Genomic DNA, 18596 nt, shown 5'->3' with positions numbered 1-18596 from the left:
CTACCGGCCACTTAGTTTAAACTCGAATTGTTGATGCACCGGTAACGTTAATTCAAAAACAATTTTATTAGTGTGGCCTGATATTAGTTTTAAAGATCCGCTATGCAGTTCTGTTAACGATTTAGCTAATGATAACCCAATGCCTGTGCCCGGGCGCTCATTGCCACGCAATCTAAAGAAGGGCTCGAAGATCCGTTCAGTAAATTCATCAGGTATGCCCTTGCCATCGTTGCCAAAACTGATAGTGAATGATTCGTCTGTAACATTAAATGGCGCTATTGATACAGTAGCTTTAGTTGCCGCATATTTAATAGCGTTTGAGATAAGGTTACTAAATATCCTCATCAAAGCTTCCCTGTCAACAAATCCAATTACATGATTTTTAGGAACCTCCAGATTCAAACTAATATTGGCTTTTTCGGCTTCCTGCTTAAACGCAGCAATTTGCTCTTTTAGTAAGTTGGTAATATCAACATTCACAAAATTTAACCCAAACTGGTTCATCTCGGTTTTACGGAAATCAAGGAGGTGCCCGGTCAACTGTGCTAAATGTTTAGCATTTTTATCAACCATCAGCAAACTTTTTTTGATAGCAGGCAGGTCCTCGGTTTTCTTTATTAACCTTTCTATAGGGCCTGCAATTAAAGTTAAAGGTGTTTGTATCTCGTGGGCTATGTTGGTGAAAAACTCAATTTTTGCTTCGTAAATTTCTTTCTTTTTCTCGTGTTCAAATAACTGCAGTTTATTCAGGTTTTTGCGCTCCAGGTAACGATGGTAGTAGCGGATTGATAAATACAGGCTGACACCTAACAGGAGCAGGTAAAAGAAATAAGCAGGATAGCTTTCCCAAAAAGGCGGTAAAATTTTAATGAATATACGGCGTTCCTTACCGGTCCAACTGCCAACATTACTTTCTGCGCGCACAATAAATGTATAACTGCCCGCCGCCAGGTCTGTAAAATAGGCATTGCGGTTGCTGTTAAGATACGTCCAGTCTTTGTCTAAGCCCTTCATCAAATATTTATACCTGGTAACCTTGGGCGAGGAATAATTTAGCGCTGCAAACTCAATACTGAAATTGTTTTGATCATGAACCAGTACAATGGTATCCGTAAATAAAATAGATTTGGTAAGGGGGCTTTCATTGTCATTAGGTACAATGTCTTTATTGTTTACTTGAAACCCGGTGATATAAATGGGCGGGGACGCATCTTTCTGGTCAAATTCGGCCGGGTCAAATGCGATCATTCCTTTAACCGATCCAAAATACATTTTACCGTTTGCGTTTTTGTAGGCCGAATTATAGTTGAATTGATCTGTTATGAGGCCGTTAGATTGCGTAAAAGTTTTAGATTTTTCGGTGCGCAGATCAAAGCAGATCAACCCTTTTAGCGAGCTTACCCATAAGTGTTTCGAGTTATCCTCCAAAATACCAAATATCACATTGCTTGGCAAACCGTTCCCTGTTGTGAATTTTTTAACGGTTTTGTGGTCCGGGCTTAACTTTATTAAACCGCCGCCGTCGGTAGCAAACCACATAGCGTGATTACTGTCCTCAAGAATAGCATGTACAGCGAATTCGTTGATGATTTTGTTTTTTACCGTATCGCCAAAGCGGATATTGCCATGTTTGCCGGTTTTAGGATTATAATAAAACGCACCCCGGGATACGCTGCCGGTCCAGATATTACCCTCTTCATCTTCCTGAATGTCAAAAACATAAGAGTTACGGGGGATCTGTTTAATACGGCTAAATGTTTTGCGTTTTCTATCGTAACTAAACAAGCCCGAACCACGGTATGCAGTACCAATGAGCAGGGTGCTATCTTTTGTAAGATAGATAGAGTGGACAAAATCACTGATCTTGTCGTTTTTTTCGCCAATAAGGTTAAAACGATCGGTTACCAGGCCTGTGCGCATATCCATTATTTCCAAACCATGAAAAAATGGACCGATGAATAGCTGGTTACCCAAGGCCAGTAAACCATGTATATTGGGATAAGATACTTCCCCTTTTTTTCCGGTTGTAGTATACGTGGTGAAATTTCCTGTTTTTAAATCAAGTTTATTGATACCGGCATCTTCAGTACCAATCCATAAATTACCGTTGTTATCAGAATTTATCTCGCGAACCGCATCACCGGATATAGAATTAGTGCCCTGCAGCGGATAGTATTTTTCAAATCGTGCATTCTCTGTCGAGTAATAATTTACACCGCCAAAAAAAGTGCCTACCCACATGCTGCCCTGGTTATCTTTACATATACTATAAACGGCATTATCTGCGATAGAATAAGGGTCACCACCGCGTTTTTTTAAGTGCAGGCTTGTGTTATTGGCCAGGTTATAAATATAAATGCCCGATTCGGTAGCTACCCAGTATTCGTGATCGCTGCTGGCAGTAATATCACGTACATAAATATCGGTGTTCTCATCAGTATGAAGCGGTAGTGATGTAATTACCCCGGTTTTAGTATTGTATTTTTTTAATCCCTGCTTAAAACAGCCTATTAGTGTTTCATTCCCGTTGATAGGAAGTATCTTGGTGATGGACCGCAAATATGCCGGGACATTCTGATCAATTATCCTGACTTTATTAATGGATTTGCTGCGCGGATTATAGATACTGACCACCCCATCATCATCCCCTGTCCATAAATCTCCGTTTTGATCGAATGCCATACAAGATGCCTGTATTTTCAGATCATCCATTTTTTTCTTTGTCTGATCGTATTTGTACAGGGAGGAATTAGCCAGGAACCAGACATTATTTTCGCTATCTATAAGCAGGCGGTTGGTGTATACCTGCGGGGCAATTTCAAGTGGGGTGAAAACTTCTTTATAGGGGTCGTACTTAAAAATACCCTTACCTGTACCAATCCAGAGCATTCCCTTTTTATCCTCTGAAATAGCGGTTATGATATTATTACCGATGTTGCCAAATTTGTTTGCTTTGTTCTTGTAACTTTTAAAAGTATAACCGTCAAAACGGTTTAGTCCGCCCCGCGTTCCGATCCATATTAACCCTTTACTGTCCTGTATGATGGATGTTACCGAATTGTGTGCTAACCCATCATCGGCCTGGTAATGCTTAAAATAATAAGATTGCCCATTGCACACCGATGCTATAAATAGCATGATGATATTAAAGAAAATATATCGAAAAACAGGGCGCATAATCAGTTGAACCAAATATAACATAAACGGCATGGTTATAAATCCCTTTTTAAGACTGGCATAAAAAACAGAGCTAGCCCTAATTGCTTAAGTATTTAATATCAGCAAGTTAAGTCCTATTCATGTACTGGCGATTATAAGATTGAGACAAATCGACAAAAGATTGAACAGTTTGGAGTTTTGTTAACAGTTAATATTGATGCCAGTATTGCAGATCAGCCACTATGAAATATCTATTGTTATTTTTTTGCTTTGTAAACATCACACTGTCTTGTTCTTATGCACAGGAACCGGGTTCGGGCACATTTACCAACCCTGTCCTTCCTGGTGGCCCCGATCCCTGGGTGATCTATCACGACGGGTTTTATTACTACACCAATTCTACCGGGAACCGGTTGGAGATATGGAAAACCAAAACAATGCCCGGTTTAACTACCGCGCCTCATAAAACAATCTGGAAACCACCGGTTAATACTCCCTATTCAAAAAATATCTGGGCTCCGGAACTACACTTCTTACAAGGTAAATGGTACATGTATTTTGCCGCGGATGATGGTAAAAATGCAAACCACAGGTTATATGTACTTGAAAATCCATCGCGCGACCCATTGGAAGGGGAGTGGACATTCAAAGGCCAGTTGGGAGACGAGACAAATAAGTGGGCAATTGATGCATCCGTTTTTGAAAACCGTGGGCAACTTTATATGATTTGGTCTGGTTGGGAAGGCGACACAAACGGTCAGCAAAACATTTACATTGCAAAAATGCGGGATCCCTTTACTATTATCGGCGATAGGGTGAAATTATCCGGGCCTGAATTTGAATGGGAAAAATTTGGAGATTTGAACAACGCGGATAATCCGTCGCATGTTAATGTAAATGAGGGCCCCGAAATACTGAAGCACGAGAATCAGCTGTTTCTGATTTATTCGGCCAGCGGGTGTTGGACAGATCACTACGCATTGGGCATGCTTACCGCAAAATTTCCAGCAGATCTGATGGACCCAAAATCATGGAAAAAATCACCTCAACCTGTTTTTCAAACAAGTAAAGAAAATAGCGTATACGCACCGGGCCATAACAGCTTCTTTAAATCGCCGGATGGTAAGGAAGACTGGATAATTTATCATGCTAACCCAGCCCCGGGATGCGGTTGTGGTAACAAAAGATCGCCCCGGATGCAAAAGTTTACCTGGAAAAAAGATGGGTCGCCTGATTTTGGAGTGCCCGTTAAAAATGGAACACCATTAGCTGTACCTGCCGGGTAGGCAAACGAGGGCAGCCTTTTTTCTATTAATCCAAAGAAACCAATAACAAAACTATATTGAATATGAGAAAACTACTTTTCATACCGTTGCTATTATTAGCAACGCAGTTCGTAAATGCCCAAAATAAAATGTGGACCGCAAGCAAGGCCAATAAATGGTACGCATCGCAACCGTGGTTTCGTGGATGCAATTATCAGCCAAGCACCGCTATTAATCAACTGGAGATGTTTCAGGCGGCCACTTTTGATCCTCAAACAATTGATAAGGAATTAGGCTGGGCCCAGGGGCTCGGCTTTAACGCGATGCGGGTATTCTTACACCACGTATTGTGGACATCGGACAAGGAAGGGTTTAAAAGACGGCTAAATGAATATCTAACCATAGCCAATAAACATGGTATAAAAACTATTCTGGTATTTTTTGATGATTGCTGGAACGACGAATACCATGCCGGCAAACAACCGGAACCCAAAGTGGGGGTACATAACAGCGGCTGGGTTCGCGACCCGGGCACCGATATCCGTAATAACCCGGACAGCTTAAAAATGCTCGAAAGTTATGTTAAAGATGTTGTGTCTGCACATCGGAACGATGACCGCGTTCTGATGTGGGATCTTTATAACGAACCGGGTAACAGTAAATATCTTAATCAAAGCTTACCCCTGTTAAAGGCCGTTTTTTCGTGGGCCCGCCAAATCAATCCATCTCAACCGCTTAGTTCGGGGGTATGGAACTGGGGAAAGCCGTTTGATGACCTGAACAAATTTCAGTTAGAAAATTCTGATGTGATCAATTATCATAACTATGCCTATATCGATTCTCATAAAAAGAAGATCGAAGAGTTAAAAAAGTATAACAGGCCATTATTGTGTACCGAATATATGGCCCGCAGAAACGGCAGCCTTTTTCAAACCATTATGCCCGTTTTAAAATCAGAAAAAATAGCAGCGATAAACTGGGGTTTTGTTTCTGGCAAAACCAACACCATTTTTGCCTGGGATACACCGGTTGCGAGTGGCAAAGAGCCCGAGTTATGGTTTCATGATGTTTTCCGTAAAGACGGAACCCCGTTTAGTGCCGAGGAGGTAAAAGCCATCAAACAAATAACAGCCGTTAAATAAGTATTACAATAACGTTTGAAATTATTGTCTGGGTTTATTATTAGTTAACGATTCCAGGTAATCTGTAGGTGCAATGCTGAAGTGTTTTTGGAAGTTTTTTCCAAAAACACTTTGTGAACTATAGCCAACAAAACGTGCAACCTCGGCCATCGTATGCTCGTTCTGAATGATCAGTTCGGCTGCTTTTTTAAGGCGGGTAATATCAATAAGCTCTTTAGGCGATAGGGAAGAAAGGGACTTTATCTTACGGTAAAACGTAGGCCGGCTCATATGCATATGTTCGGCCAACTTGTCTACATCCATTGTAGTATCGCGCAGGTTTGTACGTATATAATCGTCCAGCTTCTTCAAAAATAATTCATCAGTTTTGGTATGGGCCATTACCCTTACGTCCTCAAATGGCGAACTGGTAAAATGCTCTTTTATTTTTAACCGGTTTTTGAGCAGGTTGGCAATCTGCAGTTCTAAAAACTCCGGCGAAAAGGGCTTTCTGATGTATGCATCGGCACCTGCCTCCAAACCATCTATTTGAGCTTTGTAGGTGTTTTTTGAGGTGAGCAAAATTATGGGTATATGGCAATAATTTACATTTGATTTTATGGTATGGCAAAGCTCAAAGCCGTCAATGCCGGGCATCATAATGTCGCTAATTACCAGGCTTACCATTTGTTTACCAAGAACATCAAGCGCTTGCGAACCATTTAATGCCAGATGCAACTGGTAATTGTCGCCCAGTACTTCAGACAAAAACTCCAGGATATCTTCGTTATCATCAACTATTAGTATGCTGTCGTTCATGGCTTATATCTTAGTTTTTCGCGGTCCCTAAATTAAATTCAAATAACGAAGATAATTACCTAAGCCGAGAAATGAGACAAAACAACCAAACTTTGACCAATTTGATAATTGGGTACATGTTTATCCGGAACTGCAAAAAACAATTGACGATCTAGAAATCACTCGTAAACTATGTTGATGATGTTTGTGAGGGATAAAATAGGTTCGTATCTCAACAGCCTTTAATCTGGAAGTATTTATTACAATATATCTTGAGTGTTTTTATCGCATAATTAATGAGACAAATCGACAAAAGATTGAACAGTTTATTTATACCCCATAGTCTAAATTAGCCCTCAAACACGATTGGCATTATGTGATACAACCATAAGCGCCACGACAATTATAAACCAAAAATCGTTGTACATTTTTTAAGAATGCCCTTGCAATAGACTGTATCTGTGCTACATTATAGCGATAGATGATCAATTGAATTTGCATTTTTAGTTAAACGCCATCGTTTGGCGATGAATTAATACGAACTAAATTTTAATAACAATAAAAGATCAATGAGAACAACACGATTTACATTTTTAGCACTGTTACAATTAGGGTTTCTTGCGGCCATCACCCCTGCCTTGGCACAAAAGCTTAATACGCTTAGTGCACAGGAAAAGAAGGAAGGTTTTAAGCTGCTGTGGGACGGTAATACTGGCGCAGGATGGCGCAGTATTTTCAAAGATAAATTTCCACAGAAAGGCTGGATGATGCAGGACGGTATATTAACTATCCAGGGCTCCAATGGTAAGGAAGAAGGAATGGGCGGCGATATTGTAACCGATAAAGAATATTCGGCCTTTATTTTAAAGTTTGATTTTAAGTTGACTGAAGGTGCTAACAGCGGCATCAAATATTTTGTAACCGAAAAAGAAAAAACGGAGCTATCCGGCATTGGCCTTGAATACCAGGTGCTTGACGATGACCGCCATCCCGACGCTAAGCTTGGCCGCAATGGCGACCGTAAGCTGGCTTCCTTGTATGACCTTATCCCTTCTAACAAACCGGCCTCGGTTATTAAACCCATTGGTGAGTGGAACAGTGGTGAGATAAGGGTTTACCCCAATAATCACGTAGAGCACTGGCTTAATGGTGTAAAGGTGTTGGAGTATGAGCGCGGATCAAAAGAATTTAAAGATCTGGTTGCCATTAGTAAGTACAAAAAATGGGAAAACTTCGGCGTAGCTCCTAAAGGGCACATCCTGCTGCAGGATCACGGAAACAGAGTATCATACCGCAACATCAAGATCAAAGAACTTAATTAAGACAACGGCATGGAAACAACAAGACGTGATTTTATAAAAAAATCGGCTATTGCTGCAGCGAGTACTTATGTAGGTACTATGGGCATGTCGGCAAAAAGCTATGGCAATATTATTGGCGCAAACGACAGGGTGCGGGTTGGCGTGGTAGGTTTTTCAGATCGATTCAAAGATACCCTGTTCCCTTGTTTTTTGAATCATAACAAGGAACTCAACTTTGATATTGTAGCCTTGTCTGACCTGTGGAGCTATCGCCGCGACCTGGGCACGGCACATATTAAAAATAAGATAGGGCACGATATTACCGCTTGCCGGAATAACGATGAATTGTATAGCCTGAAAGACCTTGACGCGGTGATCATCAGTTCGCCCGATTTTGCACATGCCTCACATGCTATAGAAGCGGTTCACAATAAAAAAGATGTGTATTGCGAAAAACCTTTTGCAGAAACAATGGACGATGCCCGTGCTGCCTTAAAAGCTGTGCGTTCATCAAAACAGATCCTGCAGATTGGTTCGCAGCGCCGCAGTGGGCAAAACTATCAGGCTGCTGCCGAGTTTATCAAACAAGGCAAGTTTGGCGATATTACCATGGTAGAGCTTACCTGGAATGTAAACCAGCCCGGCCGCTGGCGCAGGCCCGACCTGGTAGCCAAACTCAAAGAACAAGATACCGACTGGAAGCGCTTCATCCTGAACCGTCCTTATGAACCTTTTAACCCAAGAATTTATTTGGAGTATCGTTTGTTCTGGCCATACTCTTCTGGTATGCCGGGACAGTGGATGAGCCATCAGATAGATACTGTGCATTGGTTTACCGGCTTGCCCCATCCGCGCAGCGTAACAGCAAACGGAGGCATTTATCAGTGGAAAGACGGACGCCGTAACTGGGATACCACCACCGCTGTATTTGATTATGGTCCGCTGAATGATACTAGCAAAGGCTTCCAGGTGATATTTTCATCACGCATGCATAACGGCGATGAGCACCCGGCCGAGATCTATTACTCAAACGGTGGCGAACTTAACCTGATCACCAACACGGTATCACCGCAAGGCGGCTTAAAGGAAAGAGCGGCATCGGCCATGCACATGCATGCCAATTTACTACCCGAGGTAAAATTGCCTAATACCGAATCTGTGATAGCATCAGCCAATACCGGCGCAGATGCGCTCAGCTCAAACCATATGCGTAACTGGCTGGAGTGCATCCGTAGCCGTAAAGAGCCGAATGCACCTGTTGAGGCGGGTTACCATCATTCCATTGCCAACATCATGACCAACGCTGCTGTGCACACTGGTGGTAAGGCCACCTTTGATGAAACAAAACAAGAGGTGATGGTGAACGGAAAGGTTTTTAAATACTGAGGTTGAAAAATTTGTCGCCGGCTATTAAGGTTGTATTTAAGCGCCTTTGACCGGTGACAATCTTTTTACGATCAGCTTTATCGGCTGGTAAATCAATAACACATTATATCCATTAACTAATTATTTAGAGTATGAGAAAAATTTACACAGTTAAAATTAAGTCTGTAAGTACCGTTTACAGCAAAGAATAATGACCAATACAATTTCTGTGATAAAGCAAGTCTGAGATATCACATTTCCCAACAATTATAAAACCAATTAAACTTAATGCTTATGAATTTTTTTACAAAAAAATTGCGGCTGCTGCATGGACTTTTCGTCACCATGTTATGCCTGTTCTTTTTTCAACAGGCAATTGCGCAGTCGCAAACAATTACGGGTGAAATTACCGATGCAAATACAGGAGAGCCTCTTGTTGGCGCAACAGTACTGGTGGTGGGCACCAGTATTGGTGTAGCTGCTGATGTTAACGGTATATTTAAGATAAGTGCGCCGCCCAACAGCACGCTGGAGTTTAAAAGTATGGGCTATACATCTTTTACAATAAAGGCGGATGCTACCCAACCTATGAAAATCAAGCTCTCGGGCATACATAAAGACTTGAATGAGGTTGTTGTAATAGGTTATGGCACCGCGCAGAAAAAAGATCTGACAGGGTCTATCTCCACCCTTAAAACAGACAAGCTGGAGAAAGAAGCGCCGCGTTCAGTACAAGATATACTTAGAAGCGGTATCCCGGGTTTAGTGGTTGGGCAAAGCAACTCGGCCAAAGGTGGCGGCGATATAGCATTGCGTGGGCAACGGTCGTTACTGGCAAATAACTCTCCATTGTTAGTAGTAGATGGTGTAATATTTTTTGGCGAACTTTCTGAGATAAACCCCCTGGATATTGCACAGGTAGATGTATTGAAAGATGCTTCGGCCGGCGCTATTTATGGTTCAAAAGCGGCAAATGGCGTTATTATTATTACGACAAAAAAGGGTAAAACAGAAAAGCCAACCATAAGTTTTTCGGCCAATACTGGCCTTGTCACTATGGGCAAAAACCGGCGCGTTTATGATGCCGCCGGATATCTGAAATATCGCCAGGACCTGTTTAACAGTAATTCCGGTTTTACAATGCCGGGAAAGTTTATTGATCCTACACCCGAGAATTTGGCTGCTGCGGGAATTACCCATGATCAGTGGAGAGCTTATGATGAGATAAACGGTACATCAGACCAGGATGTGTGGCTGCAACGTATAGGTTTGTTTGAAAACGAACGTAAAGATTACTTTGCCGGTAAAACCTATGATTGGTATAAAGGCTCTTTTCAAACCGGGCTTAATCAGGATTACAGCATAAGCGCATCTGGTGTAAGTTCTAACAAAAATACCAACTACTACGTGTCTTTAGGATACCTTAACAACGAAGGTGTTGTAGTAGGTGACAATTACCATGCGTATCGGGCAAGTGTTAAACTGGATCAAAAGATAAACAACTGGTTTACAACAGGTGTTAACGTCAAATTTCAGGACAGGAGCGAAGGTAACTTAGCGGTTGACTGGAACGGCCAAATCATCAATAACTCGCCGTATGCGGTACCTGTTGATGATGACGGTAATTTGATTGGCCAGCCAATGGGATCCAGCAATAACCAGGGTGTAAATACTGCTTATAATAACCAGTTTAAACAGTTAGAAAAAGGGTACAATGTTTTGAATACTACTTTATATGGTACCATTAAATTGCCGTTTAATATCACCTTTAATAGTAATTATTCGCCTCGTTACCAGTGGTTTTATAACCGTTACTGGGAATCTGCGCAAAACCCATTGTGGAGCGATAATGGTAAGGTGATCAGAGAAAATGAAAAAAGATTTGATTGGCAGATCGACAATACATTAAATTGGGATGCAACATTCAGTCAAAAACACCGCATAAAAGTTACACTCCTGCAAAATGCGGAAGAGCATAGAAGTTGGTTCGATGGTATGACCGGTACCGATTTTTCTCCTACTGATGCTTTGGGTTTTCATAACATAGATGCGGCAAACCCATTAAAAAGCAAACTCCACACATACGATGAGCATAGTACAGGGAATGCATTAATGGCACGGGTATTTTATTCGTATGCTGATAAGTATATGCTTACAGCTACTATCAGGCGCGATGGCTATTCTGCGTTTGGTGAAAATCATCCAACGGCAACATTCCCGTCACTGGGTTTCGCCTGGAATTTTAGTGATGAGAAATTCCTGCACTGGGATGCCATGACTACAGGAAAACTAAGGCTATCATGGGGTAAAGCAGGTAACCGTTCGTTAGATAATGTTTACCAGGCGCTTTCCAACCTAACAACAGGTACCGGTAAATACGCTTATGTTACGCCAGCCGGTGTGCTTAATGAATTGAGCCAGCTATACGTAGACCGCATGGCCAATCATGACCTTAAATGGGAATCTACAGCATCTTTTAATGCAGGACTTGATTTTGGTTTCTTTAATAACCGCTTAAACGGTAGCATTGATGCCTACCATATGCCAACAACCGATTTATTGGTAAACCGCAACCTGCCTGATTTTACCGGATTTTTAAATGTAACCGCCAATCTTGGAGAAGTGGTTAATGATGGTTTAGAAGTTAATTTGAACGGAGTTGTTATGAAAACGCCGAACTTTCAGTGGAATGTTAATGTAGGCTTTTATATGAACAGGAATAAGATCAAGCATCTTTATTATGCCTATACCGATGTGCTGGACGAAAGTGGGAATGTAGTATCGTCTGTTGAGAATGACGATAGTAACAACGGCTGGTTCATAGGCCGTGATATTAATTCTATCTGGACATATAAAGTTTTAGGCATCTGGCAAAAAGGTGAAGAAGAGGCAGCCGCTAAATATGGCGAAAAACCGGGTGATGTTAAAGTGCTGGATGTTGATGGCGATGGTAAATTTACCAATGCCGATAAGGTTTTCCAGGGTTCGGGCAAAGCACGTTTCCGCTGGAGCATGCGCCATGACTTCACCTTGTTCCACAACCTGGATATATCGATGAATTTCTATTCTTACATCGGGCAGAAACAAACTTCGGGCGATTTTAGGAATAATCCGGGCGCTTTGGTTGACAGGAGCAACGCTTACATCAGGCAATACTGGACACCAGATAACCCCTCAAATACTTATGCCCGTTTAAACTCTACCAACCCAAGCAATATATCGCCGTCGCGTGTGATAGATAGGTCGTTCGTTCGTTTCGATAACTTGTCGTTCTCTTATCTGCTGCCATCTGCATTCACAAAAAAATTAGATATCAGTCAGCTAAGAGTTAACGCAGGTGTCAGAAACCTGGCAGTTTACTCGCCTAACTGGGAGTACGGTGACCCTGAACCTGATCCGGGTTCGGCATTCCTGCCAAGAACCTTTACGTTGGGTGTTAATGTTATTTTCTAACCATAAATAGAATTCAGAAAATGAAAATCAAATCATACCAGATATTAAGAATTAGCTTAATAACTATTGCACTGCATTGTTCATACGGATGCAAAAGGGATTTTTTAAAGCCCGACCCGCTTTCAGTTTATGAGCCGGGCGTTACCTTTACCACTAAAGAAGGTTTGCAGGCTGCCATTACTGCCTGTAACCGTAACCTTACACACGTTTGGTACGGCGAAAATGCCCCCATACTTACCGATATGCTCTTTAGCGAAGAGGCTGTAAGCGGCATCACCGATAAATCGGGCCCTGCACAGGACCTTAATGCCGTGATCACACCAACTTCTAATAATGACGATATCAATACCAATCACATCAATTATTTTTGGCATGAGGGGTATAATGGCATTAAATACGCCAACACTGTTATCTCTAACGTTGACCGCGTGCCTGGTTTAGACCCCACTTTAAAAGACCAGATGCTGGGCATGGCATATTTTCATCGTGCCTTTCGATACTTGTGGCTGGTATTTGATTTTGGAGATGTACCTTTTCTTACGCAAGCGGTAAGCTCGCCCAAGGTTAATTATAAATCTACCAAGGCATCGGTTATACTGCAAAAAATAACAAGCGATATGGAGTTTGCTGTTGAACACGTACCTGCAGTTGGCGATTTTGGCGGTGTAAATAAAGGGGCATGCCAGCAGTTACTTATAAAATGTTATTTGGCAACCGGCCAGTTTGATAAAGCCATTGCCACCGCAGATAATCTGATCAACAGCTCGGGCTATTCGTTGATGACTAACAGTTTTGGCACTTTCGTAAACCCTATGCCAAACATCCACAATATCACCCGTAATGTGATATGGGACCTTCACCGCTCGCAAAATAAATCTATTAGCGCAAATAAAGAGTCGATCATGACACTTGTTAGCCGTGAAGAACTTGCCAATAGCCGCCAGGATATGTATACCATGCGCAATGCTACTCCATATTATTCGGGCACCGGCACACAATTAATAATTACTCCAAACGGTAACGCCGGCATGAGCTCGAGCTATAAAGCTACTAACGGGAAAATTGATATTCGTAAAACATACGGCAGGGGCATAGCCCACTCACGCGGTACCTGGTATAGCAACCATGCTATTTGGGATGACACGGATGACCTTCGCCATAGCAGGGCCACAGGCAACTGGATGAATATGGAAGACCTGGTATATAACAACCCAACATTACAAACCTTAAAAAATCCCGACCCTTATTATGGTAAAAACCTGCAACTATATAATGACGCCGGCAAGTTATTGATAGCTGATACCGTAAGAACCTGGTTTGACTGGCCACACTATAAACTATTTGTAGAATCGCCAAGATCTGAAACACAGGATAATTATAATGGCGGAGCAGGCGACTGGTATGTTTACAGGTTAGCAGAAACCTATTTGTTACGTGCCGAAGCTCACTTTTGGAAGGGCGAACTGGCTTTAGCCGCAGCCGATGTTAATACTATTCGCAGCCGTGCCAAGTGTACAAAAATGTATACTGCCGGCGAAATGACCATGGGCAAAATAATGGATGAGCGTTGCCGTGAACTATATTATGAGGAGCTGCGTCATATGGAATTAAGCCGCGTGTCATACATATTTGCTACAACGCATAAATCTGATGAATTTGGTAAAACTTATACGGTAGAAAACCTTTCAAAAGACAGCTACTGGTATAACCGGGTAATTACTTATAACGACTTTTATCGTAAGCGCGTAAAAACAACTTACGGTACTACATTTAGCATTAGCCCTTACCACATATTGTGGCCTGTACCACAGGGCGACATTGATGCTAATAGCGGAGGAAGGGTAAATCAAAATTTCGGGTACTCCGGCTATGAAAAGAACGTTGCGCCTTATGATAATTTAGAAGATGCCATTGCCGGCGAAAAATAACCATTCGCCTGGATCAAACAACCCCCGCCTCAGGTGGGGGTTGTTTACTTAAGCAGTTTTGTAAGTCCGTTATATTGACTATTGCCGGTTAGTTGTTTAATTTAGCATTAGCAGACCGTAAAATGCCTTTAAAATACCATCAGGTGAAAAAACTATTAATAATTTTTTGCTGTGTTTTATCAGCTTTATCTTCTTTAGCATTATCAAAAAACTTAGAACGGCATAATTTACCGGTGGATACTATCTGCCTGGCCGATCCTACCGTTTTTAAAGATAATGGCATGTATTATTTATACGGTACAGGCAGCCCTGATGGTTTTTGGGTATACCAGTCAGTCGATTTAAAAAATTGGAGCGGCCCGGTTGGTAAACGCAACGGCCACGCGCTTTTAAAAGGCGACAGTTATGGCACAAAGGGTTTCTGGGCCCCACAGATATTTAAACAAAAGGGTAAATATTACATGGCGTATACAGCCGATGAACATATCGCCATAGCTGAAAGTGATAGCCCATTAGGCCCCTTTACACAAAAGGTGATCAAAGCTATTTCGGGAACGGGCAAGCAAATAGACCCGTATGTTTTTAGGGATACCGACGGTAGTTTATATCTGTATCATGTTCGTTTGCAGGAGGGTAACCGCATCTTTGTCGCCCGGTTAAAGAGCGACTTGTCTGACATCGAAGAAAACACCGCTAAAGAATGCATCAGCGCCGAAGCCCCCTGGGAAAATACAGAAAAGGTAAAATGGCCCGTTGCAGAAGGGCCAACAGTAATGAAACGTGATGGCCTTTATTACTTATTTTATTCGGCCAATGATTTCAGGAACATTGATTACGCGGTAGGTTACGCAACGGCAAGTTCACCCATGGGGCCATGGGTAAAATATGAAAAGAACCCTATACTCAATAGGGCGCTTATTGGGCAAAACGGGACCGGGCACGGCGATTTTTTCACGGGCAATTCCAATCAGTTGTATTATGTGTTTCACACTCACCACACTAACAACAGTGTAGGGAAAAGAAAAACGGCTATTATTAAAGCGACATTTACAAATGGCAAGCCGGCTGTTTCGATAATGGATAAAAACAGTTTTCAGTTTTTAGAATTAAAACATGCCACAAAATGATAATACGCAAACTCAAGATCTAAAACATTCTTAGCCTCACTTATTACTTAAATGGGAGCGGTGCCATCGGCACAGATCTTTAAACTCTTTACATAAAAGAGATCAACAGAAGGATAAGATATATTGAACATTTTGATCGCTCTTAAAACTGTTTGAGAGCCTAAAAACTGACAAAATCAATTTGTTTTTTATAATTACCAGGAGACATGCCGGTAATCTTTTTAAATATTTTGGAAAAATAAAATATATTTTCAAAGCCTGTTTGGCTTGCAATTTCTGCGTAAGTCATCTGAGTGGTAACCATCAGGTATTGTGCCCGCTCAATTCTTTTTTCATGGATGTATTTTAATGGTCTTTCACCTGTATACTGTTTAAACAGGCGTGAAAAGTAATCGGCATGCTGGTTCGCTTTTTCAGCCAGATTGGCTACTGACAGTTCCTGGTGCAGGTTTAATTGGATATAGCTAATTGCATTAAGGATTTTAACCGGTATGTGGCTCGCTTCTTTATGTTCGAATATAGCTGGTGTTAAAAAGCGAGAGACCAATTGCAAAAGAATGCCATGGGTTTCTGTAAAAGTCGCCATGTTTTGCTGATTATTAAGGCCTTGATACTCTTTGTAAAAGATGTTTTTTTCATAGATCCTGGGGTTGTCAGAACGGTTTATGCCCCTGCCAGGATTTATTTCCAGTAAACGGGCAATATTCAGGATGTCAACTTTTGTTGCTTTTACTTTAAAAACAGACCGGTTATATTCGAATAAGGAAATGCCATCTGATGATTCCTCAAAAAACTGGATAAAAAACTGACTCAACTGATTTTGGCAACTAAGATTGCATAAAGTGAAACTTGGTATCATGTATAGAAATCCCGGCTCGAGGTTCAGTTTTGTCGAAATATCTGAAATTTCGCCCGCACCGGCATCAATGTAATAAAGTCTGAAATATGGGCTGATCACGTTTTTATAATTCCATTTCGGGCCAAGGTTTACATGATCTACATTCAATAGCGTAAATGTATGCTTCAGGACTCTTTTAATCATAATGAGTAGTAAATAAGCTATTTTTAAGTTATAGTTTCATCTATACGGATATCTTTATATGCGTTTCTGTTGATGGAGTTCCGATAACGTTTGGTGCTTCGCCAGAGCAATATTAATCAAAATGTCGGTTTTGTATAAAAAAAAGTCCCATTAGGTCAATTATTTATATATTATTTCAAAGAAATTTGATTTATCAATTATAGATCGCAAACAATGTAATTGCTGATCAACCAATTATAGATATATAACTATTTACAGGATTTTAATTAATTGTTCGGCTATTCATTTGTGTAACGGCCAGTATAGCTATTGATTGAAAAATCACCAACCCGGATTATGAAAAGAAGGACATTAATAAAAGGTTTGGCCACAGGATTATCTTCCTTATACCTGTCTAAACTGTATAGTAACAATCTGTTGCAAGCTCATTCAAACCCGGGTATTGCAGCTGGGCCGTTTCAGCCAACATGGGATTCATTGAGTCAGTACCAGGTACCTGATTGGTTTCGTGATGCTAAGTTTGGCATATGGGCGCACTGGGGGCCGCAATGCCAGCCGGAACGTGGTGATTGGTACGCACGTGGCATGTATCAGGAGGGTAGCGATCAGTATAAATATCACATTCAAAAATATGGCCACCCCTCAAAATTTGGTTTTAAGGATGTGATCAACGAATGGAAAGCCGAGAATTGGGATCCCAACGAATTGGTGAGTTTGTATAAACGCGCCGGCGCCAAATACTTTATGGCCCTGGCTAATCATCATGATAATTTTGACCTTTACGACAGCAAATACCAAAGCTGGAACTCTACTAAACTTGGGCCTAAAAAAGATCTGATTGGTGGCTGGGCGAAGGCCGCTAAAGACCACAGTCTGCCTTTTGGCGTATCGGTACATGCATCGCACCCCTGGACCTGGTATGAAGTTGCCCAGCGCGCAGATAAAACCGGGCCCTATGTAGGTATCCCTTATGATGGTAAGCTTACCAAAGCAGATGGTGCCGGTAAATGGTGGAATGGCTATGATCCGCAGGAATTGTATGCGCAAAACCACGCCCTTAGCCAGGATAGCCTTGATGACGGTAGCATGGGCCGCCACTGGGATTGGAGCAACGGGGCCAGCGTACCCAATAAAGCCTACTGCGATAAATTCTTGAACCGCACTATAGAACTGATTGACAAATACGGCCCCGAACTGATCTATTTTGATGATACCGCCTTACCCCTTTGGCCGGTAAGTGATGCAGGCTTAAAAATTGCCGCGCATATGTACAATACCAGTATTAAAAAGCATGGTAAACTACAAGCGGCACTGTTTGGGAAAGTATTGGATGAGCAGCAGCGTAAATGCATGATATGGGATATTGAACGCGGGCAAAGCAACCAGATAGAACCTTTGCCATGGCAAACGGATACCTGTATTGGCAGCTGGCACTATGATCGCCGCCTGTTTGATGACAAAGGTTACAAAAGCGCCAGAACAGTGATACATACACTTGTTGATATAGTAAGTAAAAATGGCAACCTGCTGTTGAATATCCCCGTACGTGGCGATGGCACTATTGACAGCGAGGAACGTGCTGTAGTTGAAAACATAGGGGCATGGATGCAGGTTAACGGCGAGGCAATTTACGGCACCCGCCCCTGGAAGGTATTTGGAGAAGGCCCGGCAATAGAATCGGCAGCACCCATCAATGCGCAGGGCTTTAACGAAGGCAAGGGGAAACCATTCGGGGCCGAAGATATCCGGTTTACTGTAAAAGGTAAAACCCTTTATGCCACTATGCTGGGCTGGCCGGCAGGAAATGAAGCCCTCATTAAAAGGTTAGCAACGGGTAATGAGGCAGGCAAAGTAAGCAGGGTAAGCTTGCTTGGAAACGATAATTTGAGTTTTGAGCAAACCACCGCTGGCCTCAAAGTAAAATTGCCGGAACAGGCTCCGGGTAAAGATGCGTTCGTTTTTAAAATTGAAGGGGTTATTTAATATCTTATGGGAACAATTAATGTGGAAATCCCAATAACCATACCCCAGACAGGA

11 protein-coding genes are annotated in these 18596 nt (G+C 41.9%); 8 read left to right on the top strand and 3 right to left on the bottom strand.

Going from position 1 to position 18596, the window contains the following annotated elements; genetic code table 11:
- Entirely contained in the window at nt 1-3138 is a 3138-nt protein-coding gene (locus NPE20_RS07245; RefSeq protein WP_256537943.1) for a ligand-binding sensor domain-containing protein, read from the bottom strand.
- 263 nt (nt 3139-3401) lie between these two features.
- Between NPE20_RS07245 and NPE20_RS07240 the strand changes: the two genes are divergently transcribed.
- Together NPE20_RS07240 and NPE20_RS07235 are read left to right on the top strand one after the other, a co-directional pair.
- A complete protein-coding gene (locus tag NPE20_RS07240) occupies nt 3402-4445 on the top strand; it encodes a glycoside hydrolase family 43 protein (protein WP_256537942.1) in 1044 nt (347 codons plus the stop codon).
- Nucleotides 4446-4507: 62 nt separating this feature from the next.
- Entirely contained in the window at nt 4508-5566 is a 1059-nt protein-coding gene (locus NPE20_RS07235; RefSeq protein WP_256537941.1) for a glycoside hydrolase family 2 TIM barrel-domain containing protein, read from the top strand.
- 21 nt (nt 5567-5587) lie between these two features.
- On the opposite strand, the gene NPE20_RS07230 is transcribed toward NPE20_RS07235, so the two are convergent.
- The gene (locus tag NPE20_RS07230) at nt 5588-6364 is read right to left on the bottom strand and encodes a response regulator transcription factor (RefSeq protein WP_256537940.1); all 777 of its coding nucleotides are present in this window, start codon (nt 6362-6364) and stop codon (nt 5588-5590) included.
- Nucleotides 6365-6912: 548 nt separating this feature from the next.
- Here NPE20_RS07230 and NPE20_RS07225 point away from each other — a divergent pair.
- The 5 genes from NPE20_RS07225 (at nt 6913) to NPE20_RS07205 (ending at nt 15517) form a co-directional block, all read left to right on the top strand.
- The gene (locus NPE20_RS07225; RefSeq protein WP_354003224.1) at nt 6913-7665 is read left to right on the top strand and encodes a 3-keto-disaccharide hydrolase; all 753 of its coding nucleotides are present in this window, start codon (nt 6913-6915) and stop codon (nt 7663-7665) included.
- Between the two features lie 9 nt (nt 7666-7674).
- A complete protein-coding gene (locus tag NPE20_RS07220) occupies nt 7675-9030 on the top strand; it encodes a Gfo/Idh/MocA family protein (RefSeq protein WP_256537939.1) in 1356 nt (451 codons plus the stop codon).
- A 273-nt stretch (nt 9031-9303) separates the two neighbouring features.
- Nucleotides 9304-12462, top strand: coding sequence for a SusC/RagA family TonB-linked outer membrane protein (locus tag NPE20_RS07215; protein WP_256537938.1), 3159 nt, complete (start codon nt 9304-9306; stop codon nt 12460-12462).
- 20 nt (nt 12463-12482) lie between these two features.
- Nucleotides 12483-14390, top strand: a complete 1908-nt coding sequence (locus NPE20_RS07210; RefSeq protein WP_256537937.1) for a RagB/SusD family nutrient uptake outer membrane protein — start codon at nt 12483-12485, stop codon at nt 14388-14390.
- A 233-nt stretch (nt 14391-14623) separates the two neighbouring features.
- A complete protein-coding gene (locus NPE20_RS07205; RefSeq protein ID WP_256537936.1) occupies nt 14624-15517 on the top strand; it encodes a glycoside hydrolase family 43 protein in 894 nt (297 codons plus the stop codon).
- 160 nt (nt 15518-15677) lie between these two features.
- On the opposite strand, the gene NPE20_RS07200 is transcribed toward NPE20_RS07205, so the two are convergent.
- Nucleotides 15678-16559, bottom strand: a complete 882-nt coding sequence (locus tag NPE20_RS07200) for a helix-turn-helix domain-containing protein (protein WP_256537935.1) — start codon at nt 16557-16559, stop codon at nt 15678-15680.
- A gap of 336 nt (nt 16560-16895) precedes the next feature.
- Here NPE20_RS07200 and NPE20_RS07195 point away from each other — a divergent pair, with 336 nt between their 5' ends.
- On the top strand, nt 16896-18542 hold the full coding sequence (locus NPE20_RS07195) for an alpha-L-fucosidase (protein ID WP_256537934.1): 1647 nt from the start codon (nt 16896-16898) through the stop codon (nt 18540-18542).
- Nucleotides 18543-18596: the final 54 nt, after the last annotated feature.

The organism is Mucilaginibacter aquariorum, assembly GCF_024498135.1.
Lineage (GTDB): Bacteria > Bacteroidota > Bacteroidia > Sphingobacteriales > Sphingobacteriaceae > Mucilaginibacter > Mucilaginibacter aquariorum.
Note: the sequence above shows the minus strand (reverse complement) of the source record. Positions and strands in the feature narration are given on the sequence as shown.

Bases quoted from the DNA above. Each gene is read 5' to 3' on its own strand.
- NPE20_RS07245 (WP_256537943.1), bottom strand. From the start codon at position 3,138: ATGCTATTTATAGCATCGGTGTGCAATGGGCAATCTTATTATTTTAAG.
- NPE20_RS07240 (WP_256537942.1), top strand. From the start codon at position 3,402: ATGAAATATCTATTGTTATTTTTTTGCTTTGTAAACATCACACTGTCT.
- NPE20_RS07235 (WP_256537941.1), top strand. From the start codon at position 4,508: ATGAGAAAACTACTTTTCATACCGTTGCTATTATTAGCAACGCAGTTC.
- NPE20_RS07230 (WP_256537940.1), bottom strand. From the start codon at position 6,364: ATGAACGACAGCATACTAATAGTTGATGATAACGAAGATATCCTGGAG.
- NPE20_RS07225 (WP_354003224.1), top strand. From the start codon at position 6,913: ATGAGAACAACACGATTTACATTTTTAGCACTGTTACAATTAGGGTTT.
- NPE20_RS07220 (WP_256537939.1), top strand. From the start codon at position 7,675: ATGGAAACAACAAGACGTGATTTTATAAAAAAATCGGCTATTGCTGCA.
- NPE20_RS07215 (WP_256537938.1), top strand. From the start codon at position 9,304: ATGAATTTTTTTACAAAAAAATTGCGGCTGCTGCATGGACTTTTCGTC.
- NPE20_RS07210 (WP_256537937.1), top strand. From the start codon at position 12,483: ATGAAAATCAAATCATACCAGATATTAAGAATTAGCTTAATAACTATT.
- NPE20_RS07200 (WP_256537935.1), bottom strand. From the start codon at position 16,559: ATGATTAAAAGAGTCCTGAAGCATACATTTACGCTATTGAATGTAGAT.
- NPE20_RS07195 (WP_256537934.1), top strand. From the start codon at position 16,896: ATGAAAAGAAGGACATTAATAAAAGGTTTGGCCACAGGATTATCTTCC.